The organism is Methylibium sp. (assembly GCF_013817365.1).
Taxonomy (GTDB): Bacteria; Pseudomonadota; Gammaproteobacteria; order Burkholderiales; family Burkholderiaceae_C; genus Methylibium.
On record NZ_JACDCU010000016.1, the window covers coordinates 1 to 21,240 of the forward strand.

At 68.0% G+C, this 21,240-nt stretch carries 20 protein-coding genes; 11 read left to right on the plus strand and 9 right to left on the minus strand.

Features of this window, described 5'->3' with window-relative positions; genetic code table 11:
• Together H0W38_RS02335 and H0W38_RS02340 are read right to left on the minus strand one after the other, a co-directional pair.
• On the minus strand, positions 1-344 hold a 344-nt coding region (locus H0W38_RS02335; RefSeq protein WP_292450903.1), incomplete at its 3' end, for a hypothetical protein.
• A 96-nt stretch (positions 345-440) separates the two neighbouring features.
• A complete protein-coding gene (locus H0W38_RS02340) occupies positions 441-839 on the minus strand; it encodes a DUF2383 domain-containing protein (protein WP_292450904.1) in 399 nt (132 codons plus the stop codon).
• 183 nt (positions 840-1,022) lie between these two features.
• Between H0W38_RS02340 and H0W38_RS02345 the strand changes: the two genes are divergently transcribed.
• The 3 genes from H0W38_RS02345 to H0W38_RS02355 all read left to right on the plus strand — a co-directional run bounded on the left by H0W38_RS02345 (position 1,023) and on the right by H0W38_RS02355 (position 4,622).
• Positions 1,023-1,979, plus strand: coding sequence for a YsnF/AvaK domain-containing protein (locus tag H0W38_RS02345; protein WP_292450905.1), 957 nt, complete (start codon positions 1,023-1,025; stop codon positions 1,977-1,979).
• A 374-nt stretch (positions 1,980-2,353) separates the two neighbouring features.
• Positions 2,354-2,689, plus strand: a complete 336-nt coding sequence (locus tag H0W38_RS02350) for a hypothetical protein (protein ID WP_292450906.1) — start codon at positions 2,354-2,356, stop codon at positions 2,687-2,689.
• Positions 2,690-3,137: 448 nt separating this feature from the next.
• Positions 3,138-4,622, plus strand: coding sequence for an RNA polymerase factor sigma-54 (locus H0W38_RS02355; protein WP_292450907.1), 1,485 nt, complete (start codon positions 3,138-3,140; stop codon positions 4,620-4,622).
• A 124-nt stretch (positions 4,623-4,746) separates the two neighbouring features.
• On the opposite strand, the gene H0W38_RS02360 is transcribed toward H0W38_RS02355, so the two are convergent.
• Entirely contained in the window at positions 4,747-6,111 is a 1,365-nt protein-coding gene (locus tag H0W38_RS02360) for a hypothetical protein (protein ID WP_292450908.1), read from the minus strand.
• Positions 6,112-6,412: 301 nt separating this feature from the next.
• Here H0W38_RS02360 and H0W38_RS02365 point away from each other — a divergent pair, with 301 nt between their 5' ends.
• From H0W38_RS02365 to H0W38_RS02390, 6 genes are all read left to right on the plus strand, one after another.
• Positions 6,413-7,573, plus strand: a complete 1,161-nt coding sequence (locus H0W38_RS02365; RefSeq protein ID WP_292450909.1) for an alpha/beta hydrolase — start codon at positions 6,413-6,415, stop codon at positions 7,571-7,573.
• A gap of 234 nt (positions 7,574-7,807) precedes the next feature.
• Entirely contained in the window at positions 7,808-8,653 is an 846-nt protein-coding gene (locus H0W38_RS02370; protein ID WP_367161567.1) for a Crp/Fnr family transcriptional regulator, read from the plus strand.
• Between the two features lie 132 nt (positions 8,654-8,785).
• Positions 8,786-9,067 carry a hypothetical protein gene (locus H0W38_RS02375; RefSeq protein WP_292450910.1) on the plus strand — a complete coding sequence of 94 codons (282 nt, stop codon included), beginning with the start codon at positions 8,786-8,788 and terminating at the stop codon, positions 9,065-9,067.
• A gap of 165 nt (positions 9,068-9,232) precedes the next feature.
• Positions 9,233-9,736, plus strand: a complete 504-nt coding sequence (locus H0W38_RS02380; protein WP_292450911.1) for a hypothetical protein — start codon at positions 9,233-9,235, stop codon at positions 9,734-9,736.
• A gap of 61 nt (positions 9,737-9,797) precedes the next feature.
• Complete coding sequence (locus tag H0W38_RS02385) at positions 9,798-10,007, plus strand: hypothetical protein (RefSeq protein ID WP_292450912.1); 210 nt, start codon at positions 9,798-9,800, stop codon at positions 10,005-10,007.
• Between the two features lie 55 nt (positions 10,008-10,062).
• Positions 10,063-10,644: a hypothetical protein gene (locus H0W38_RS02390; RefSeq protein ID WP_292450913.1), complete on the plus strand. Its 582-nt coding sequence runs from the start codon at positions 10,063-10,065 to the stop codon at positions 10,642-10,644.
• A gap of 214 nt (positions 10,645-10,858) precedes the next feature.
• Here H0W38_RS02390 and H0W38_RS02395 read toward each other — a convergent pair whose 3' ends face one another.
• The 3 genes from H0W38_RS02395 to H0W38_RS02405 form a co-directional block, all read right to left on the minus strand.
• Positions 10,859-11,776 carry an NAD(P)/FAD-dependent oxidoreductase gene (locus tag H0W38_RS02395; RefSeq protein WP_292450914.1) on the minus strand — a complete coding sequence of 306 codons (918 nt, stop codon included), beginning with the start codon at positions 11,774-11,776 and terminating at the stop codon, positions 10,859-10,861.
• Between the two features lie 10 nt (positions 11,777-11,786).
• The gene (locus tag H0W38_RS02400) at positions 11,787-12,224 is read right to left on the minus strand and encodes a CBS domain-containing protein (RefSeq protein WP_292450915.1); all 438 of its coding nucleotides are present in this window, start codon (positions 12,222-12,224) and stop codon (positions 11,787-11,789) included.
• Between the two features lie 67 nt (positions 12,225-12,291).
• Positions 12,292-13,800 carry a sorbosone dehydrogenase family protein gene (locus H0W38_RS02405; protein ID WP_292450916.1) on the minus strand — a complete coding sequence of 503 codons (1,509 nt, stop codon included), beginning with the start codon at positions 13,798-13,800 and terminating at the stop codon, positions 12,292-12,294.
• Positions 13,801-14,075: 275 nt separating this feature from the next.
• Here H0W38_RS02405 and H0W38_RS02410 point away from each other — a divergent pair, with 275 nt between their 5' ends.
• On the plus strand, positions 14,076-14,768 hold the full coding sequence (locus tag H0W38_RS02410) for a hypothetical protein (RefSeq protein WP_292450917.1): 693 nt from the start codon (positions 14,076-14,078) through the stop codon (positions 14,766-14,768).
• A 24-nt stretch (positions 14,769-14,792) separates the two neighbouring features.
• On the opposite strand, the gene H0W38_RS02415 is transcribed toward H0W38_RS02410, so the two are convergent.
• Both H0W38_RS02415 and H0W38_RS02420 read right to left on the minus strand, forming a co-directional pair.
• On the minus strand, positions 14,793-15,149 hold the full coding sequence (locus tag H0W38_RS02415) for a hypothetical protein (protein WP_292450918.1): 357 nt from the start codon (positions 15,147-15,149) through the stop codon (positions 14,793-14,795).
• Positions 15,150-15,179: 30 nt separating this feature from the next.
• Positions 15,180-16,271: a hypothetical protein gene (locus tag H0W38_RS02420; protein WP_292450919.1), complete on the minus strand. Its 1,092-nt coding sequence runs from the start codon at positions 16,269-16,271 to the stop codon at positions 15,180-15,182.
• Between H0W38_RS02420 and H0W38_RS02425 the strand changes: the two genes are divergently transcribed.
• A complete protein-coding gene (locus tag H0W38_RS02425; RefSeq protein ID WP_292450920.1) occupies positions 16,236-18,407 on the plus strand; it encodes a methyl-accepting chemotaxis protein in 2,172 nt (723 codons plus the stop codon). The genes H0W38_RS02420 and H0W38_RS02425 overlap by 36 nt on opposite strands.
• A gap of 79 nt (positions 18,408-18,486) precedes the next feature.
• On the opposite strand, the gene ctaD is transcribed toward H0W38_RS02425, so the two are convergent.
• Positions 18,487-20,994, minus strand: coding sequence for a cytochrome c oxidase subunit I (gene ctaD / locus H0W38_RS02430; protein ID WP_292450922.1), 2,508 nt, complete (start codon positions 20,992-20,994; stop codon positions 18,487-18,489).
• Between the last annotated feature and the right edge of the window lie 246 nt (positions 20,995-21,240).

Consider the following 21,240-nt stretch of genomic DNA (forward strand, 5'->3'; position numbering starts at 1 on the left):
GTGACGACCTTCTGCAGCGCGAAAGCGAGTCCGGCGGTGACCAGGCCCAGTGCCGTGGCGAGACGGGTGGGGTCTTCGAACCAGATCGACAGCAGACCGAGGATGAGGAGCACGGCCGTGCCCAGCTTGATCGCCTGGCGGACCCAGAAGTCGACATGCGGGGCGCCGCCCCGCAACCTGCGGCGCGCAAGCCGTTGCGTCAGGCGGCCCAGCCACAGCAACGCGGTGATGAAGACCAGCGTGAACAGCAGCTTCTTGCCGTTGTCGGCATTGAGGCCGACCAGGCGGATCCCGAACAGTTCGAGGGCTTGCGTTTCGCCGACGAGGCGGATCCAGTCTTCCATCGCTAGCGCCCCGTCCGATCACGCACGCTCGGGCACGTCACGCGCAACAGCCGACCTGAGGGCGCACCCATCGTTCTTCGAGGCCTTGGGCCGACGCTACGCCGACGATCTCATGCGGTCACGCAGCGCCTTGATCTGCCCGTGGTTGCGCAGCACGCCCTCATGCTGTTTGCGCACCACCTCCTTGATCGGTTCGGGCAGTTCGCGGCTGAGGGCATTTTCGTAATTCTTCTTCGTGCGGTTCTCGCTGTGCTCGCACTGCTCCAGGATTTCGAGGTCGCTGCGCCCCTCGCCGGTCGGCGGGTGACCGTCCGTGCGGTCGAGTTCGAGCCGCAGCTTGTTGGCAGCTTCGGCGCATTCCTCCGCACGCCGCTCGAGCAGCTTGCGCAGCTCTTGAGACTTCGCCTGCTGGCCGGCGCTGCGCAGCGCCTGTGCGTTGCTGTTGCAGCCTTCGATCAACTCGCTCAGCGTGGCCCTGACTTCATCGGTTTTCATCTCGAACTCCTCGGGTACTTCATGCCGGCATCTGGCAACGGCCGTGCCTTCGAGGAGGCGTTTTTGCAACCCGGCGTGCCCATCCCCGGTTTTCGGGCCTGCGCCTTGCCCGTTTCGGTGTCTCGTTCTTCTTCGAGCCGTGCCGCGTTGGCGCCGGTTTCACAGTCTCACAGGAGCATTGCAATGGTCAACACAGTCGTAGGTGTTTTCGACGAATACACCGAAGCGAAAAGAGCGTGCGAAAAACTCGAAACGATGGGCATCGACCTTCAGGACATCCATGTCGACTCGTCGGCCTCCGGCGAAGACCATCCGTCGCTCGTGTCTTCGCACAAGGAACACGAAGGCGGCATCCGCGGCTTCTTCGCCTCGCTGTTCGGCAGCGACGATTCCGATGAGTCGAGCGGTCACTACTCGGAAGCGGTGCGCCGGGGTTCGGTGGTGGTGACGGTGAATCTGGTCGACGACGGCAAGCTCGACGCGGTGAGCGAAGTGCTCGAGGACTGCGGCGCGATCGACGTCGATGAGCGGGTCCGGCAATGGCAGTCGTCGGGCTACACCGGCTTCGACGAAGGCGCTCGGCCGTACACGAGCGAAGACGCTGCCCGCGAGCGGCAGAAGTTCCAGGTCGTGCAGGAAGACCTGAAGGTCGGCAAGCGCGAGGTCGGTCGGGGCGGTGTGCGAGTGCACCGGCGCGTCAGCGAGTCGCCCGTCGAGGAGCGGGTGACGCTGCGCGATGAACACGCGGTGATCGATCGCAAGCGCGTCGATCGGCCGGCGACGAATGCGGACCTGGCCGACATGGGCGAGAAGGACATCGAGATCCGCGAAACCGCCGAAGAGCCCGTGGTCACGAAGACCGCACGCGTGGTCGAAGAGGTGAGCGTCGGCAAGAAGGCCAGCGAACACACGGAAACCATTCGCGACAAGGTGCGCCGCGCCGATGTGGATGTGGAGCGTATGAGCGACGGCGCCGAGTCGCCCCGATCCCCGACGCACCTGCGAGACGACAAGGCGATGGGCACCCGCACGGCCGACAAGGCGGGCATGGTCACGGGCAGTGGCTATGCGGGACCGGAGCGGCGGCGTCAGCCCGGCGGGCGCAACCCCGTCGGCATAGAACGGCGCGCGGGCATGTGACGTGCGTGTGCAGAGGTAGGCGACCCTCATGTCGGCACGGCGCTTGCCGCTAACGGGCCTCTGCCGAGTTTTCGAATCCTTTCTTTTTGGAGTACGCAATGAAAAAGCTGATCTTTGTCGCACTGGGCGGCTACCTCTGGCGCAAGTTCACCCGCCGCAGCAGCGGCCCGGACTCTCGCTCGCGCTACGACTGACCGAGCGCCAGGCCGCGGGCGCCGGCCGGCAAGCCGGCGCCTTTTTTTGGAGTGACGAGCTCGACAAGATGCGCATGGGCAAGATCGTCGGCGCGCAGATCAACGACCAGGAAGGCAACAAGCTCGGCGACATCGTGCCCGGCTGTCGACTGAGCATTGCAATCGCCAAGGACCAACCTCATGACCCGCAACGGCAAAGCCGATCCCACACCGACCGATTTGCGCCGGCAGGCTCCCGGCGTGGGCCGCACCGAGCAGACCCGCGAACAAGAGGCGGAACCGCGCCTGCCGCACGAGCGTGACGAATCGTCCGACAGCCAGGACACACACGGCCCCGCGGCTGCCGCGCCTTCCAGCGAAGAGCTCGGTGAGAAAGCCTTCGACGACCTTGAGAGCGGTCGACAGGACACCGGCCGCCTGCCGGTGACGGACAAGGTCTATGAAGGGCTGAGGGAAGAACCCGGTCCGATCGAGCAGGGGCCGGACACGCCAACGGCGCAGCACGGCGGCCGCTGAGCCGAATTGCTTCGCTGTTCACCGCGCCCTCGAGCCCGTGAAGAGCACGCTGCTGTCGAGCGCCACGCAGCGGTTGTGGCGTTTCCGTGACCACGCGTTGTTGCAGCAATTCGCGCGCCAACACCGGCAAATGAGGCGTCGCCCACCACCCGGCTGAGGGGGTTGAGCGATGCAACGCACGCGGTTGTGACGAAATGTGAGTGCCGTTCCGTACAGAGTCCATCGCGGCGATGAGGGACGCGGGCCTCTTCCTTTCCTATGAAAGCGGATCAGACGGTCCTGGCCGACCGTGAGAGGGGAGCGGTAGTGGGCCTCAGGTTCGGGTCGACGACGCCGGCAACGCTCGGGGCGCGGCACAGTGGTTGCATCGCATGCGCCACGTTCGTGCCAGCCGCGGAGTCGCCTTGCGGCGGCGGCGCCCAGACAACCGAATCCAGGAGATGTCCCGATGAGATCGATCGCGCTTCGCGTCGAGCACCGCCAGCAACAGTCGCTGTCCCCGCGTTTACAGCAGGCCGTGCGCCTGTTGCAGCTGTCGTCGCTCGACTTCGCACAGGAAGTGCACGACGCGTTAGGCAAGAACCCGTTTCTTGAAGGCGACGAGAGCGACGCGGACGCTCCCGCTGCCGATCTCCCGGAAACCGATGTGGATGCGGGGCTGGCCGCGCCCTCGGCCTCCAGCGCCGACGAACCGTTTCTCGACACATCGGCCGTGATCGACACGAGCCCGGAAGGCGACCCCGACGGCGACGTCGACTACAGCGAGCGCGACAGCTGGCAGGCCGATGGCCTGCTGAGCCAGCGCCGCGGCGAGGAGGGCGACCTGAGCGCGATGGACATGATGGCCGTGCAGACCTCCCTCAACGAACACCTGCACGGTCAGATCAATGTGCTACCGCTGTCGATGCGCGACGTGGTGCTTGCCAAATCGATCGTGGAATCGCTCGACGACGACGGCTACCTGCGCACCGACCTGGACGAGTTGATCGAGCTCACCGAACTGGACCCTCCGGCAAGCCCCGACGAACTGCAGGTCGCCTTGCGGATGGTGCAGTCGCTCGACCCGCTCGGCGTGGCCGCTCGCAGCGTGGGCGAATGCCTGCTGCTGCAGCTCTCGTCGATCGAGGACGGCGGCGAACGGGAGATTGCCTGCAACATCATCACCGACCACCTCGACTGTCTGGCCGCGAAGGATGTGACCGGCCTGGCCCGCAAGCTGAAGCGCACACCCGCCGAGATCGAGGCTGTGTGCGACCGCATCCGCCGGCTCGACCCGCGGCCGGGCTGGCACTTCGGCGCCTCGCAGGTGCAGTACGTGACGCCCGACGTGATCATCAGAAAGCTCCGCGGCCTCTGGCGGGTGCAACTCAACCCGAGCATCGTGCCCAAGGTGCGCCTGAACCATGTGTATGCCGAGATGTTCCAGCGCCACCGGCAGGCCCAGAACGGCGAGATGGCCGCGCACCTGCAGGAGGCCCGCTGGACCGTGCGCAATATCGAGCAGCGCTTCGCGACCATCCTCAGCGTGTCGGAGGCCATCGTCAAACGGCAGAAGCACTTTTTCGAGTACGGCGCGCTGGCAATGAAGCCACTGGGCCTGCGCGAGATCGCCGACGAGGTGGGTCTGCACGAATCCACCGTTTCGCGCGTGACCAACAACAAGTACATGGCCACGCCGCTTGGCGTGTTCGAGCTCAAGTACTTCTTCTCGCGCGCCATGACCACCGCCAGCGGTGGCGCCTGCTCGGCCACCGCGATCCGCGGCGTCATCAAGGACATGATCGAAGCCGAGCGGTCGAACGCGCCGCTCTCCGACGCCGAGATCGCCCGCCAGCTCGCCCAACAGGGGCTGGTCGTGGCTCGCCGCACTGTCACCAAATACCGGCAGTTGCTGAAGATAGAAGCGGTCGAACGCCGCCGCCGAGCAGCTTAGGACGATCTGGGAGCAGGGGCCGGCCGGCTGGTGCAGGAGGCCGACGCATTCACCCCAGCCACTGACCCCTGAAATAAGAAAACGCCGCGGTTTGTGCCGCGGCGTTTTCGATTGACAGCCGGCCTTATTTCGTCTTGGACGACGAAGGCCCACTGCCCGAAGTGCCGCTGCTACCCGACGAACTGCCCGGGCTCGACGAACTCGACGACTTCGAACCGTTGCTCGTATCGCTGCCGCCGGTGCTGCCGCTCATCGAAGAGCGAGACGAGCTGCCCGCACCACTGGAGCCTTGTTCCGGCGCATCCTCGCTCATCCCGCTGAGAAAGTCCGCCCCACTGGCCGAGCCTTCGCCGCTGCCCGAACGGACTGTGCCGCCGGATGCGGTGTGGTCCGAAGACGCGCTGCCACCTTTCGAGCGACTGCCGCGCCATTGGCTGAAGTCGTCGGAGAACTTCTTGTAGCGGTCCTGGCGCCACGACTGGTAGTCGTCGTCGAGGTTCTTCATCTGCTCGGAGCGCCACTGGTGGTAGTCGGGATCGTGGTGCTGCTGCGAGCTTCCCTGACCGCCGCCACCGCCGCGCGCCCAGTCGTTGTGGCCGCCCTGGGAACTGGATGAGCCGCCCGCCTGCGAGCCGCCACTGAAGCCGCCCTGCAAACCGCCGTAGGTGCCGCCCTGCGAACCGCCCCAGTCGCCGCCCTGAGAGCCGTGGCCGCCGGAACCGCCCTGCGGGCCGCTGTAGCCATGGCCTTGCGAGCTGCCCCAGTCGCTGGGCTGGCCGCTGCCGCCGCTGTACATGCCGCCTTGCTGCTGGCCGTAACCGCCTTGCGAGCCCTGGCGACCCTGTCCCTGAGAGCCGCTCCAGTCTTCCTGCGAGCCCTGGCGGCCGCCTTGCTGGTCGCGGTAGGAGCCGCCTTGCTGGTGGCTGCCGAAGCCGCCGCCCTGAGAGCCGTAGCCCCCCTGGTCGTGCTGCGAGGAACCCCAGTCGCCCTGCCAGCCGCGGCCGCCGCTTTGCTGGCCATGACCACCGCCGCCTTGCTGGCTGTTGCCGTACATCCCGCCTTGCTGCTGGCCACCGTAGCCCCCGTAGCCGCCCTGCGAGCCGCCGTAGCCGCCGCCGGACTGGCCTGATTGCCCGCGGGAGCCGCCCCCTTGTTCGTGCTGGTCGCCATAGCCGCCGCCTTGCGAGCCGCCGCCAGGGGTGCCCTGTGAACCACGCCCCTGGCTGCCGCCCTGCTGGCCGCCGTAGCCGCCCTGCGATTCGCCACTGGAGCCGCCTTGCAGTTCGCGCCCACCACCTGTGTAGTAGCCGCCCATTTCCTCGCCGCGGCCCGGGCCTTGCGATGAGCCACGGCCCGAGCTTTCGGACGGGCTTTTTGACGCGCCGCGCTGGCTGCTGCTGCCGTGCCCTTGCTGGCGATCCTCGCCTTGCGACGATTGGCGGTCATTCTCGGACGATCGGCCTTGCCCTTGATAGTCGTGCTGAGCCATTTCGATTCCTTTCTGGAAAGAGTTGTCGTTCCGACCGCCGCTACCGCTCGCGACGCATTGCCAGTGGCAAAGTCGCGCGTCGTCGTGCAGAGGAAAACGGTTCGGCTCGTCAGACCGGTAGCGCAGCAATCCTCATTCCCAACTGCCCCCTCGAGCACCATCCGCGCCCTTGACTTTGTTGCCTTGCGCGTCCCGAGTTCCTGCTGTCCGGTGCAGTTGGCATCAGGAGCGCGGCTGCACGGCTTGCTGCCGGCCGGCCACTCGCCTTCATCGGGCATGACGCTTGCGGAGCCGCCTGCCGATGACCCTGAACAGAAATGCCGTGCGTGACGCCGCTGCCGGTCGGCGAGCCCGCCGCGTCGGCGCTGCACACCGCCTTGCCGCAGCGTGGCCGCTCGTCGCATCGGTCGTCCTGCTCGCGGCTTGCGCAAGCGGCCCGCCGACGTCGAAGGGGGAGGCTTCGTCGGCGGTCGGCGAGGCGCCGGCCGAGCCTGCGGCCATGCCGAACGCTCAGATGCAGGCCGTGCTCGACCAGCTGGCCGCCTTCGGCAACGAGCCCATCGTCAACTTGAGCGCCCCGGCCGCGCGCGTGCAGCCGGGGCTGCCCGAGGCCGTGAGCGCACTGCTGCAGGGGCAGGGCCGCAGTACCTTGCCGGAGGTGGTGGCGCGCGTCGAGAACCACCTGATCCTCGGCGCCAATGCCACGGCGATGCCGGTGCGCGTATACGGGCCGCCCGGCGATGGGCCGCATCCCGTGCTGCTCTACTTTCATGGCGGTGGCTGGGTGCTGGGGGATCTGGAGCAGGGCGACGCCGCGGCGCGTGCGCTCAACAACGCGGCCCGGGCCATCGTGGTGGCGCCTCAATACCGGCAGGGGCCGGAGCACCGCTTTCCTGCAGCGCACGGCGATGCCTGGGCGGCCTACCGCTGGACGCTGGCCAACGCCGCGAGCTTCGGCGGCGATCCGGCGCGCGTGGCGGTGGGGGGCGAAGGCGCAGGTGGCAATCTCGCGGCCAGCGTGGCGATCCGGGCCCGCGACGAGCGCGCGCCTTTGCCGGTGCACCAGCTGCTGGTCTATCCGATCACCGACGTCGGGCTCGACACGCCGTCGCACCGCCAATACATCGACGCGCGCCCGCTCGGCACGCCGGAGCTGCTGTGGTTCTTCAGCCACTACCTGCGCAGCCCGGTCGAAGGCACCGATCCGGCGTTCTCGGTGCTGCGCACGCCGAATTTCGCCGGCCTGCCGGCCGCCACGGTGATCACCGCCGAAATCGACCCGCTGCGCTCGCAGGGCCGCGCTTATGCCGAGCGGCTGCGCAGTGGCGGGGTGGCGGTGGATTACCAAGATTACGCAGGCGTAAGCCACGGTTTTTTCGGTCTGGGCAGGGTGGTGGAACTGGCCAACGAGGCGGTGGTGCAGGCGGCACGCGGGTTGCGGGAGGCTTTCGATCGCCCATAGCCCTGCGGCAGCCGTTACGAACGCCTTTACCGGCGATCGGCAATTCGCTCCGGGGCCGCCCCAAGCTGTTGGTCCGGCACAGTTCGACCCCCCGCCCTCTGTACGCCTGTGACGGTGCCTACCGCACGCACTTCCACCTTGCGGACAGGTTTGGCACGCAGCTTGCCTTGGTTGTTCTGCCAACCTGCAAGACGTGCCTCGCGGCATGCGGCAGACACCCAAAGGAACAAGACCGTGACCTCGCTTTCCTACTCGACCCCCGACACCCGTTCGCGCTACGGCGCCGTGCAGCCCCTGGCGATGCGCTCGACCACGCGCAGTCTGCGCCAGAACCACGTCCTCGAAGCAATGCCCGACGACGTCTGGGAGCGGCTCTCACCTTCGCTCGAACTGGTGCCGCTGGCCGCAGGCAAGCTGCTTCACGGTGCAGGCATCGGCTTCGAGAATGTGTACTTCCCGACGCAGGCCGTGATCTCGCTGCAGTACGCCATGAAGAACGGCGACGCCTCCGAGGTCGCCCGCATCGGCTACGAGAGCGTGTGCGGCGTCTCGCTGCTGATGGGCGGCGACACCGCCCCCAGCCGGGCGATCGTGCAGCACCCGGGGTACGCCTTCCGCATCCGCGCCAGTGTTCTGCAGCGCGAGTTCGATCTGGGCGGGGCGGTGAGCCGCCTCTTGCTGCGCAGTGCTCAGTGCCTCATCTGCCAAGCCGCGCAGACGGCCTTGTGCAACCGCCACCACCGCGTCGAACAGCAGCTGTGCCGCTGGCTGCTCATCAGCCTGGACCGCGTGCCGGGCAACGAACTGACCGTGACGCACGAGTGGATCGCCAACGCGCTGGGCGTGCGGCGCGAGAGCGTGACGCAGGCGATTCTCAAGTTGCGCGGCCAGGGCTGCATCACCAACGGCCGCAACAGCATCACCGTGCTCGACCGTGCGGGGATCGAGGCGCGCTCGTGCGAGTGCTACAGCGCCATCAAGCACGAATGCGACCGGCTCGCGCCGGACCGCAACGACGTCGACCAGCACGACCACCGGGCAGCCCGCAACGCCTCGCAAGTCCGCAGTTACGCCGACTGAGCCAGGACTCCCGTCTTGTCGGCGGCAAACGCCGGCAACGGCGAATGCGGCGCGGCGCTCCGGGGTTCGGGTCCGCGACTTGCCGTGATCCCTGTGATGCCTGGATCTCCGGCATCCGACACAGGAGAGACGATGCACGAAACTGCCCTTGAGAAGCGGTCCGGCGAGCGGGTCGCCGAGCTGGCTCCTAGACCGACGACGATTGCCGCGCCGCCGGCTGTGCCCGGCCCGGCGCCGACGCCGCCCGAGATGCCCCCGCCCACGCTACCCCCGGCGCCCGAGCCGCCGCCGCCCGAAATCGATGATCCGCAACCGCCGGACAGTCCCGTGCCGGTGCGCGAGCCGCCCGCCATGCCGCCGCCCATGGCGGTGTGGATGAGCGGCGGACGGCGTTCGGAAGCGCGCCTCCACTGAGGGTCTTGCGAGCCGCCGGGCCTTCGGCGCCCGCCGGTCGCCTCGTCGCCGGAGTTGCGGCGGGCAATGCGTGCAACAAGCGCCCGCCACCCCGGCTTTTCCGCGCCTGAAGGCGTCGCGTCTCTTGTCAGACTTCGCCCGAAGTAATCGTCGGCGGGGTGAGGCATGGACGGCAAGACACCAGGATTCGAGATCGACTGGGATTGCGGCGAAGGCGGGGTGCGCCTGCCGCGCCCGCTGGCCGAAGCGCCCGCGGGTTTTCGCTATGACGTGCTGGCGGACTGGAAAGACCGGATCGACCGGCTTCACCGCGACGCCGAATCGGCGCTGTATCCCGACAAGCGCAGCCGCGAACTGCAATCGCAGCGGGTGCAGAACGAACGCCGCCGGCTTCTGTGCGAGCGCCTGAGCGGCCGCACGGTCGTGATGGCCGAGCCGCTCGTCAACGGCGACGTGCTGCTGCATCTGGACACGGGCAAGGCCGTGGTGATGTATGCGCACGCCGAAGACGTCAAGCTCGAGGTCGTGGCCGATTCCGGCCATGCGCGCCGGCTGGCCGCACGAGACGGCACTGGCGATTTCTACCTGCGTGAAGACCTTCCCGAAGCGACTCGCATCGAAACGTCCATGGACGCCGCCGCCGACGCGGGCAGCGAAGCGCTGTGCTGATGCGGCCGCGCAAGCGCGGGTTAGCGTCCGTCGCAAGCGGCCTGCTTCGCGCAGACGCACCGTGAAGCCTCACCACCCCGATCGCCGCCCGCTGCAGTGCTATCTGCTCGGCCTGGCACTCGTCGCCGTCGGTGCCGGCGTGATGGAGTGGCTCGACTCCTGGCTGCCGCTTGCGCTCGCCGGCTCGGCCTCGCTGATGCTGACCGTGCCCCTGGTTCGGCAGATCGCTGCTCGCAAGGCGTCGTCCGGCGAACGGCGACGCAAACGCTGAGCCACGCAGCGCCCTCTTCGTCGCCAGCAGGCGAGCCGCTTGCTGTAGTTGCTCGATGACCACATCGCGCGCCGCTGTGCGGCGGGCATCTTCAGCAACCTTCGAGGAGAAACACATGGCTGATTCGAAATACGTTACCGGGCTGTTCCGTGACAAAGAGAGTGCCGAGCAGGCCTATCAATCCGTCACCGACCGGGGTTACGGCAAGAACGATGTGAACCTGGTCATGTCTGACGACACGCGCAAGAAGCACTTCACCGATACCTCCGGCAAACCGACCGAGATGGGCACCAAGGCCGCTGAAGGCGCGGGCATCGGCGGCGCCATCGGCGGCACCGTGGGCGCCATTGCGGCGGCCGTGGCGGCGGTCGGCACCAGCATTGCGCTGCCCGGCTTGGGCCTGGTCATCGCTGGCCCGATCGCCGCGGCTCTGGCCGGCGCGGGCGCCGGCGCGGCGACCGGCGGGCTGGTCGGCGCACTGATCGGCTGGGGAATTCCCGAGGAGCGCGTGAAGGAGTACGAAGCTGGCATCAAGGAAGGCGGCATCCTGATGGGCGTGAACCCGCGCAATCCGGAAGACGCGGCCTTTTTCCAGGAAAACTGGCGCGCCTCGCGCGGCGAGCACGTCGGCTATTGAGAGAAACGGGTTGCCAAGCCGCCGAGACGGGTGCATCGACGCATGCTGCACGGAAGGCGTCCGGTAAGGCGCCAGGGGCAAGGCTTGAGGCGGACCTTGCCCGCGGTCACCGCTTCAGCGCGGGTCGCGCGGTCTCTAGCGGCTTGGCAGAGGGAAAGCGGCAAATGTCGTTCCCGATCTTGCTTGTGGCCTGCGTCACTTTCAAGGACGCGCCTCACCCCTCGATCGGCGTCCCCAACCACAAGTGCATCGCCGCCGCGGCAATCGCGGCCCCCCCCGCGGCCACGCTGATCTGGTTGAGGCCGCGCGCCACGTCGCCCGCGGCGTATAAACCCCTGATAGTCGTGCGCTGATGCCGGTCGGTCACCAAGTAGCCGTTGCCATCGACCTTTGCGCCCAGTGCCGCACCGAGTTCCGAATGCACGGTCAGACCCAGAGCGCTGTACAGCGCATCGCACTCGGTCTGCGCGGCACCGTGGCGCACCGTCACGCGGCCTTGCCACAGTCGGATGCTTTCGATCGGCGCCTCGACGAGCGCAACGCCGGAGCGGGCGAGACGGCGGCGGTCGGCGGGGTCGGGTGCGAGTGCAGGGCCGGCGCGAAAGATCGTCAGGTGCGGGGTGAAGTGGCGCAGATACAGCGCTTCTTCGATGCCGGCGGCGCTGTCGGCGATCACGCCCACACGCTGGTCGATCACTTCGAAGCCGTCGCACACCGGGCAGTAGCGCAGCGCGCCGCTACGCAGCGCCTCGGCCAAGTGCGGCATGGGCGGCGTCACGTCGCTTGCGCCGCTGGCGAGCAGCACGCTGCGTGCGCTGATCTGCTCGCGGCCGTAGCGAACGATGAAACCGCCGCCGTTCGCCTCGATGGTCTGCACGCAACCGGCGGCAAAGCGTGCGCCGTAGCGCTCGGCTTGCGAGCGCATCGCCGCGACGAGTTCGCCGCCGGCCACGCCCTCGGGATAGCCCGGCACGTTGTGCGAACGTGGAATGCTCGCCGCACGGCTCGCGCCTTCGTCGATGACGAACACGCGCCGCCTGAATCGCGCCAGGTAGATCGCTCCGGTCAGTCCGGCCGGGCCGCCGCCGACGATCATTGCATCGCAGTGGGCCGAACCGCTTTCGGCCGGCATGTGTTCGAACTCACGCGATGGAGCGGTCGGGCTCGGAGGGGGTGGAGATGTCGCGCAGGGCCTGGTCGATGTGGCCGTCCTGGCGGGTGGCCAGGTCGCCGAGCGACACGATGCCGATCACCGCACCGTCATCGTCGACCACCGGCACACGGCGGATCTGCGAATGGCCCATCTGCTCCATCACCTGCTCCGTGCTCTGCGCCTCGGTGCAGCAGCGCGTGGACTCGGTCATCACGTCGCCCACCAGCGTTTCGGCCGGGTCCAGGCCGGCCGCGGTGGCGCGCACGGTGATGTCGCGGTCGGTGATCATGCCGACCAGGCGCTTGCCTTCGCACACGGGCAGCGAACCGACGTTGAGTTCGTCCATCATCTGCGCGGCGCGTTGCAGCGATTCCTCGGGGCCGATCACTTCGACGTCGCGCGTCATCACTTCGGAGATGGTCGTCATGGCGTGATCCTCAAGGTTCGCGGTGGTGGGTGTGGGCGAAAAAGCAACCCGCGTTCCCGATCGGCGTTCACTGCGCGGGAGAAGCGGCCGGCGAGGCAGGAGCCGCCGAGGCAGACGTGTCCATCGGCGCCGTGATGGACGATGCGGCCGTGGCTGCGGGACCTCCCGATGCCGCCTGCACCGCCGGGTCCGCACCTGGCGCAACGGGCGCTGCGGAAGGCGCGGCACCGGCCGGTTGTGCGGTCAGCGGCTGGGCGGTCGCGGAGACGCGCCAGATCACGTTGCCCACGTCGTCGGCGACCAGCAGGCCGCCGCGCCGGTCGATCGCCACGCCCACCGGCCGGCCCATGGCTTCTTCGTCTTCGTTGAGAAAGCCGGTGAGCACGTCGACCGGCAATTCCTTCGTCGGCTTCGCGCCGTCGAAGGCGACGAACACGACCTTGTAGCCGGCGCGCGGCTTTCTGTTCCAGGAGCCGTGTTCGCCGATGAACATGCCTTCGGCGAACTGCGGGGGCAAGGCATTGCCTGCCGAATGCGCCAAGCCGAGGGCGGCGACGTGCGTGCCGAGCGCGTAGTCGGGCACGATGGCTTTTTCGACCAATTCGGGCTTGGGCGGCTCCACCCGCTCATCGACATGCTGGCCGTAATAGCTGTAGGGCCAACCGTAGAAGCCTTTCTCCTGCACCGAGGTCAGGTAATCGGGCACAAGATCGCTGCCGATCTCGTCGCGTTCGTTGACCACCGTCCACAGCATGCCGCTGTCGGGCTCCCAGGCCATGCCGTTCGGGTTGCGCAGGCCCGAAGCGTAGATGCGGTGCAGGCCGGTCTCGGGGTCGATCTCCCAGATCGCGGCGCGGCCCGTTTCGGCCTCCATGCCGTTTTCCCCAACGTTGCTGTTGGAGCCGACGGTGGCGAAAAGCCGCGAGCCGTCGGGGCTGGCGATGATGTTCTTGGTCCAGTGGTGGTTGAGCGGCCCGCCCGGCAGGTCGACCACGTGCTCGGCCTTGTCGTTGATGCTCGTCTGGCCTTCGCTGTAGGGGAAGCTGACCACAGCGTCGGCATTGGCGACGTACAGCTTGTCTTCGATCAGCGCCATGCCGAAAGGCGAGTGCAGGTTCTCGAGGAACACCGCCCGCAGCTCGGCCTTGCCGTCCCCGTCGGCGTCGCGCAGCAAGGTGATGCGGTCGGCGCTCGGCACGCCCGCGCCGGCGCGGGCCATCACCTTGTTCATCACCCAGGTCTTGATGCCCTTGCGCTCCGGGCGTTCGGGGGCGTTGCTCTCGGCCACCAGCACGTCGCCGTTGGGCAGAACGTAGACCCAGCGCGGATGGTCCAGGTCGCGGGCGAAGGCCGTGACCGTGGTGCCGGGTGCGGGCATCGGCGTGCTGCCTTCCGGCCAAGGCACGGCCTGGGCGATGTTGACGGTCGGGATCAACGTCTTGTTCGGCTCGGGTAGCTGCGGGTCGGGGCCGATGCCGGCGGAGACGGGGAGCTTGGCGGTCTCGCCACACGCCGTCAGTCCCAACGTGAGCGCAACAGCCAAAGCGACAGTGGGGGACAGCGGTCGTGTGTTCATGAGGGGGCCTTACAAGACTTCGAGCGGGGATGGGAGTGATGCAGACGCAGTGCGCGAGAGTCGGCGTGGCCTGCATCCCCGTTTGGCGAGGCGCAATGCCGCAGCGCGAATGCATCAGCGTTGTGCTGAAGAATTGGCAAGAACCGTTCCCGCTGGCCGTGCGCCGCGCGGCACGGGCCTTGCCGTGCCCTTGCTTCCGCCTTCGTTACTCGCCTTGTGCGGGCGCAGGCAGGCGGTCCGCTTTCGCCGTGCCATCACCCCTTCTCGGATCCACCATGCCGACGCTGCACCCTGCCGATCCGCTGCACCGCCGAGCTTTGCAGTGGTGCGCCGCTGCCACGTTGTGGCCGCTGCGCAGCCTGCTTCACCGGGCCGCGCATCCGTTCGGTGCGGCGCAAGCCTTCCGCTCGCCCGACCGCCGGATGCTCGAGGACGTCATCCTGGAGCGCTATGCCGCCAGCCCCCGCCGGCTCGAGGTGCTGTTCGTCGGCACCCGTTGGTATACGGGGGCGTACGAGCGCCTGCTGGCGGGCCACGGCTACCTCACGATAGACGTCGATCCGCGGGCCGCGTGCCACGGCAGCGCGCAGGGGCATGTGACCCTGTGCGCCAGCGAGGCGGCGGCGTGCTTTGCGGCCGGCCGCTTCGACGTGATCGTGTTCAACGGTGTGTTCGGCTGGGGCCTCGACGAACGTGGCGCCGTCGAGGCGGCAGTGAGCGGGTTCCACTGCCTGTTGCGCGAAGGCGGCGAACTGGTGGTCGGATGGAACGACGTGGCCTTGCGCCGGCCGTTTGCGCTGAGTGAGTTGAAGGCACTACACGCCTACGAGCGCTTCGCCTTCCAGACCGATGGACCTCTTGTATTGGAAGTACGGGGCCCGAATCGGCACCGCTTCGAGTTCTTTCGCAAGCCGTTCAGGAGCGCGCCGGGCGACCGCGGGGACCGGGTCGCGATTTCCGGCGCCTGATTCAGCGCAGGAATCGACGCCCCGCTACTTGAGCGAACACATCGGCAGCATCAGAGCGGGCGCGGTGGCCCACACCACGCCCACCAGCGCGAGCCAGGCGCTGCCCGAAGCCGCCACGGCGAGAAGGCCGCGCGAGCCCTGCGGCTGCCGTACGCCGTCCGAGCGCAACAGCAGCCAGGTGATCCAGGCCATGGCCAGCACGCTCGCCGCAATCAGCAGCACCCGCAGCAGGCTGGTGCCGAGCAGCGGCACCTCGGCCCAGCCGCTGGTGCAGCCGGCCGCCACCAGCACATACAGGCCGAAGAAGTGCAGCGCCCACACGATGAACGGCCCGCCGCCTTGCCACAGCGGCCCGGCGATGCGTTCGCGAAAGGCCTCCACGCTTCGCCCTGCTTTGCGCGCCTTCCGCGCTCAGTGTTCGCCGAGTCGCTTCGCGACCTGACGGCGGCCCATCATCGCGCCGCTCACGGCGGCGAGCAGCGCCAGCACCATGGCGCCCAGCGCGGTCCAGATGGTTGCCGACGCATAAGGCTGGGCCTTGGCGGCGGCTTTCTCCACACGGGCGCCCGCCTGCGAGGCGAGGTCCTGGAAGCCCTGCTTGGCCGCTTCGGCCGCTTTTGCGGGATCGTTGCGGGCGGCTTCCACCCGTTGTTGGATGTCGGCGAGGCTCGAGCGAGCCTCGCTCTGTGACATGCCGGTGGCAGCGGCGACCAGTTGCACCGTCTCGGGGTCGTTGAGGCGGTCGATGATCCGGTCGACGTCGCCGCTCGCCAGTTGGCTCATGTCGGTATTGCGGACCACCGATGTCGCACCTTGAGTGATGCCGCCCAGCAAGCCGGAAGCGCCGCTGGCCAGCATGCCGATGCCGCTGCCGGCCATGTACATGACGGCCAGGATCGAAAGCACCCAGACCAGCACCCCTTCGATGAGGCCGGACGCCTTGTCATAGACCATCCCGGTCCGCGTGGCGACCATGCCGCCGATGAAGAGCGCGATCAGCAGCGTCAAGCCGCTCCAGATCGCTGCGCCGGTGCCGATACGGCCGGCATCGAGGTTCTGGGTCGGACCGATGTTCGCCGTCGACACGCCGATGGCCAGGCCGAGCGTGCTGAGCAGCAGGAACACGCCTATGCCCACCAGGAAGCCGCCCCACACGCCTCCCCAGGCGACGCGATAACCCGAAAGGGGGACGCCTGATGCGCCTGTGGTCCGATCGTGCATGCGCGGTGTTTCCTGATAAGCCATTGCTTTTCTCCTGGGGAATGTCGTGGGTTGGAGCGACTCCCCATTTAGCAATCGGCGTACCGGGATGGCACGAACGGCTTGGAACAGAGCGGTCTTTCCCGCGCAACTCGGGGCGTTGGAAAACAGCACGGCTTCCGATACTTCGACAAACCGGGCGCTGCGACCGGGCCGCGCCCATGCCGCGAGCGCCGAGGCGGCCGCCTCACAAAAACCAAGGACCTCATGAAATCGTTTGTCGGCAACCTCAGACTGGCGCACAAGTTCCTGCTCATCGGCGCACTCGCCGCGGCAATGCTGGCCCTGCCCAGTGCCTTGGTCGTGAGCTCGGGGATCGACAAGCTGCGCTTCGCCCAGGCGGAGCTGGCCGGTATCGGCCCGGCGCACGACGCGCTGCGGCTCGTTCAGCTCACGCAGCAGCACCGCGGGCTCGCTGCGGGCTTCCTGAGCGGCACCGAGGCCCTGGGCCCACAGCGGCAGGCCAAACAGTCCGAGGTGGACAGCGCGCTCGCACGGTCGCAGGCGTCGGTCGCTTCGCTGGGCGACGCCAAACTCACTGAGCTGAGCGAGCGCATCGCCACCGACTGGGAGGCGCTGGCCAAGGACATCGGCGCCACGAACATGCTCGGCTCGCGCAGCTTCCTGCGCCACACCGCGCTGATCGAGGAGCAGCTCGCGCTGATCGAAGACATCAGCCATGTCTCGGGCATCGCGCTGCATCCCGAACGCTCAGGGCGATTCCTGCAGACAGGCGTGCTGCGGCATCTGCCTCATTTGACCGAAACCCTGGGCCGCATGCGCGACCGCGGGACAGTGCAACTGAGCAGCGGCCTGGCTTCGCCGGAAGAAAAGACGCGTCTCGAAATGATGGGCGTGGCGACCCGGGCTCACTACCTCGACGCCCGCAAGGTCCTGGCGCTGGCGGTGCAAGGCAGCCCGGCGTTGCAGGAAGCTATCGCGGCATCGATGGACGTTGCGATGGCTTCGACCGAACAGGCGCTGAAGCTGGCCGACGAGCAGATCGTGAAGGCCGAGCCGCTGAGCTTTTCTTCCAGCGACTACTTCGCCACGACCACGCGCGTCATCGACGAGCAGTTCGTGCTGATCGAGGCCGCGTTCCAGGCGCTGGACCAGATGCTGCGGCAGGACGTGGCCGCGGCCCGCCTGCAGCTTGTCGCGGTGCTCAGCGGCATCACCGTGCTTGCGGTCATGGCGCTGTTCATCATGTGGACCGTGACCCGCACGACGACCCGATCGGTCGGCACGGCGCTGCGTCTGGCCGAGTCCGTGGCCAAGGGCGACCTGTGCTCCAAGGTGCACACGGAAGGCCGCGACGAGATCGCTCAGCTGCTGCGCGCGCTCGGCTCCATGAACGACAGTCTCGTGCGCGTGGTGTCCGACGTGCGCACCAACGCCGAGGGCGTGGCGACGGCCAGCATGCAGATCGCGCAGGACAACCAGGATCTCAGCCAACGCACCGAGGAGCAGGCCAGCGCGATCGAGGAAACCGCGGCGTCGATGGAGCAGCTCGGCTCAACCGTGCGCCAGAACGCCGACAACGCCCGGCAGGCGAATCAGCTCGCCTCGAAGGCCTCCAGCGTCGCGGTGAAGGGCGGTGAGGTGGTGGGCCAGGTGGTCGACACCATGAAGGGCATCAGCGAAAGCTCCAGGCGTATCGCCGAGATCATCCAGGTGATCGACGGCATCGCGTTCCAGACCAACATCCTCGCGCTCAACGCCGCGGTGGAAGCGGCTCGCGCCGGCGAGCAGGGCCGCGGCTTCGCCGTGGTGGCCGGCGAGGTGCGCAGCCTGGCCCAGCGCAGCGCCGAGGCGGCCAAGGAAATCCGCGGCCTGATCGCCACCAGCGTCGAGCGCGTGGAGCAGGGCACGACCCTCGTGGGTCGCGCCGGCGCGACGATGCAGGAGGTGGTGGCGTCGATCCAGCGGGTGAGCGACATCATGGTGGAGATCAGCAGCGCCAGCACCGAGCAGAGCGCCGGCGTGGCGCAGGTCGGCGAGGCCGTGAGCCAGATGGATCAGGCCACGCAGCGCAACGCCGCGCTGGTGGAAGAAAGCGCGGCCGCGGCCGAAAGCCTCGAGCAGCAGGCGCAGCAGCTCGTCCAGGCGGTGGCCGTGTTCAAGCTCGAAGACACGGCCCACAGGGCGCCGCCGACCGTGCATGTCGAAGCCGCACCGGCGGCCGGTGGCTGGGATGGCACCGAGCGCCGCGGCCCCGACCGCGCGAAGAATGTGACGCGGCCCGCGTTCGGCAAAACCGAAGCGGCAGCGCCGAAGGCAGAGCCACCCACGCTGACCGACGAGCCGGAGCTGGCCGAAGCTGCTGGCAGCGCCGCACTGCCACCGCCCGAAACCGAGCCCGAGCAGAAGGTCATCTGAGTACGGGCCTCGTGCGCCTGCCTGTGTGTGTCGGGCGCTTGCCAACGCGGCGCGAGCCCTTCCGCGGTGCTGTCGGGTTCTAGCCCATCCAGGCCGGCAGAAAGTTGACCAACCCCGCCAGCACCAGCCCCTGCAGCGTCACGTAGTGCCACATCAGCGCGGCGCTGTCCAGGCTGGCGCTGGCGCGTTCTTTCAGCAGGCCGCAGGCGGCTCGCGCGATGACGTAGCCGCCCATGATCAGCAGCAGGAACACGTGCAGGCCCTGAAAGGCCAGCATCGCGCTGACCGTCGCGCTCCAGGCGTGCGTGCTCGGCGCGAGGCCGGCCTCGCGGTGGCCCAGAAATTCGGCGGCGAAGGCGCCCGTGGCGCAGGCCATCGCAAGGATCACCAGCAGCGTCACCGCCGTGCGTGAGCGCAGCAGCCGGCGCGAGAAAAACAGCGCGGCAGAGCCCGCGATCAACAGCCCCGCCGAGAGCAACGGCCAGTGCGCCGCCGGCAGCGCTGCCCCTGGCGGCGGGCAGACGTCCGCACGCATCGACACGTGGATGTGCGCGAACGCCAGCGAGGCGAAGATGGTCGCGTCGACCACCAGCAGCAGCACCATGGCCCACCACGCGTGCTTGGCCGAGCCGGCGGCGGCGATCGGCACGTCGTGGTGTCCGCCGATGCGCGCGGTGAGCTGCGCAGGCGCGCGATCCGACTGCCACAGCCACACGAGGATCGCGACCAGCGCGGTCAGGCCGCAGGCGAACGCCAGCGCGATCAGCTTGACGGTGAGCAGCAGGAAGAAACCCGCCGTGCCGAGCGCCGCGATGAAGGGTGTCCAGCCGTCGCCCGGCAACTGCACGAGGTGCAGAATGCGCGCCGAGATCGGGCTGGTGATGAGCGTCTCGCGGGCGCCGGTCACCGTGCCGGGCAGCCAGTGCCGGCCGCTCTCGACTTCTTCGGACAGGCTCGGCCGCTGCCACAGCGGATCGCGTCCCTCGATCTGCGGAATGCTGCGCACGCCGTAGGACTCGTTGGGCAGCCATTCCAGGGTCGGCGCGCCCCACGGGTCCTCGTGGGGGCGAGACGGAAGGCGCACCGTGCGGATCAGATCGACGAGAAAGAGCACTACGCCTGCCGCCAGCACGAACGCTCCCACGGTGGACAGCAGGTTCAACCCGTTCAGTCCCAGCCCGTCGGCGTAGGTGTACACCCGCCGCGGCATGCCCAGCAGGCCGGAGATGTGCATCGGAAAGAACGCCAGGTTGAAGCCGGCGAACATCAGGCCGAAGACCCACTTCGCCAGGCGCTCGGACAGCCGGTTGCCATTGAGCAGCGGCAGCCAGTAGTACAGCGCGGCGAACATCGGAAACACCATGCCGCCGATGAGCACGTAGTGGAAATGCGCGACGATGAAGTAGCTGTCGTGCACCTGCCAGTCGAAGGGCACCACCGCGACCATCACGCCGGTCAGGCCGCCCAACACGAAGATGAACAGGAAGCCGATCAGAAAGAGCGTGATCGAGTTCATCTGCGCGCGCCCGCGCCACAGCGTGGCGATCCACGCGAACACCTGGATGCCGCTCGGGATTGCCACCGCCATGCTGGCTGCAGACACCAATGCCATCGACATCGCGCCCAGCCCCGCGGTGAACATGTGGTGCACCCACAGCGCGAAGCTGAAGAAGCCCACGCCGACCAGCGCGACCACCACCGCGCGGTGCCCGACCAGCGGCGTGCGCGCCACCACCGGCACCATCATCGAGACCATGCCCGCGGCCGGCAGGAAGATGATGTAGACCTCCGGGTGGCCGAAGAACCAGAACAGGTGCTGCCAAAGCACCGGGTCGCCGCCGCGCTCGGCGATGAAGAAGGGCCAATCGAAGGCGCGCTCCATCTCGAGCAGCAGCGTGCCGGCAATGATGGCCGGGAAGGCGAACACGATCATGAAGCCGACCACCAGCATCGACCACGCATACACCGGCATCTTGCCGAGCGACATGCCCGGCGCGCGCGTGAGCAGGATGCCGATGATCAGCTCGATGGCGCCGGCAATCGCCGAGATCTCGATGAAGCCGATGCCCAGCAGCCACCAGTCGGCGTTGGTGCCCGGCGAGAACTCGGTGCCCGTGAGCGGCGGGTACATGAACCAGCCGCCGTCGGGCGAGGCGCCGAAGAAGATGGTGCAGAAGAACACCAGCCCGCCCACCGCATAGGCCCAGAACGCATAGGCCGACAGGCGCGGAAAAGGCAGGTCGCGCGCACCCAGCATGTTGGGCAGCAGGTAGACCGCGATCGCCTCGACCATCGGCACGGCGAACAGGAACATCATCACCGTGCCGTGCATGGTGAAGACTTGGTTGTACGTGTCGGCCGAAAGCAGCGTGTTCTCGGGCACCGCGAGTTGCGCGCGCATCAGCAGGCCCAGCACACCGGCGAGCACGAAGAACAGCAGGGCGGTGGCGATGTAGAGCACGCCGACCTGCGTGTTGTTGACCGCCGAGAACCAGCGCCAGCCGCTCGGCGGCTTCCAGGCGTGCTCGAGTCGCTCCAGCTCTTCAGGCGGGCGCGGCAAGGTGTTGGGCAGGGCGCGTTCGGGCATCGGCGCTCCGTCGCTCGCCTTGCGATCCGGCTCGGCCTGCGAGAGGGGCCGTGGCGCCCGGGGCTCGCTCATTTCAGTGGTCCACCTTGGCGCTGTGCGCCGTTCGCGATGAATGAAACGCCAGCGCAAGGGTCTGACGTCGGCCCGTTGCGGACGTTCAACGCGCGTTGCTGTTGCTTTGCAAATGTTGTGCGGGGGCAAAGCCGCGGGCGGGCGGCGGGCTTCGCTTCAGTGCGGCGGTGGGGG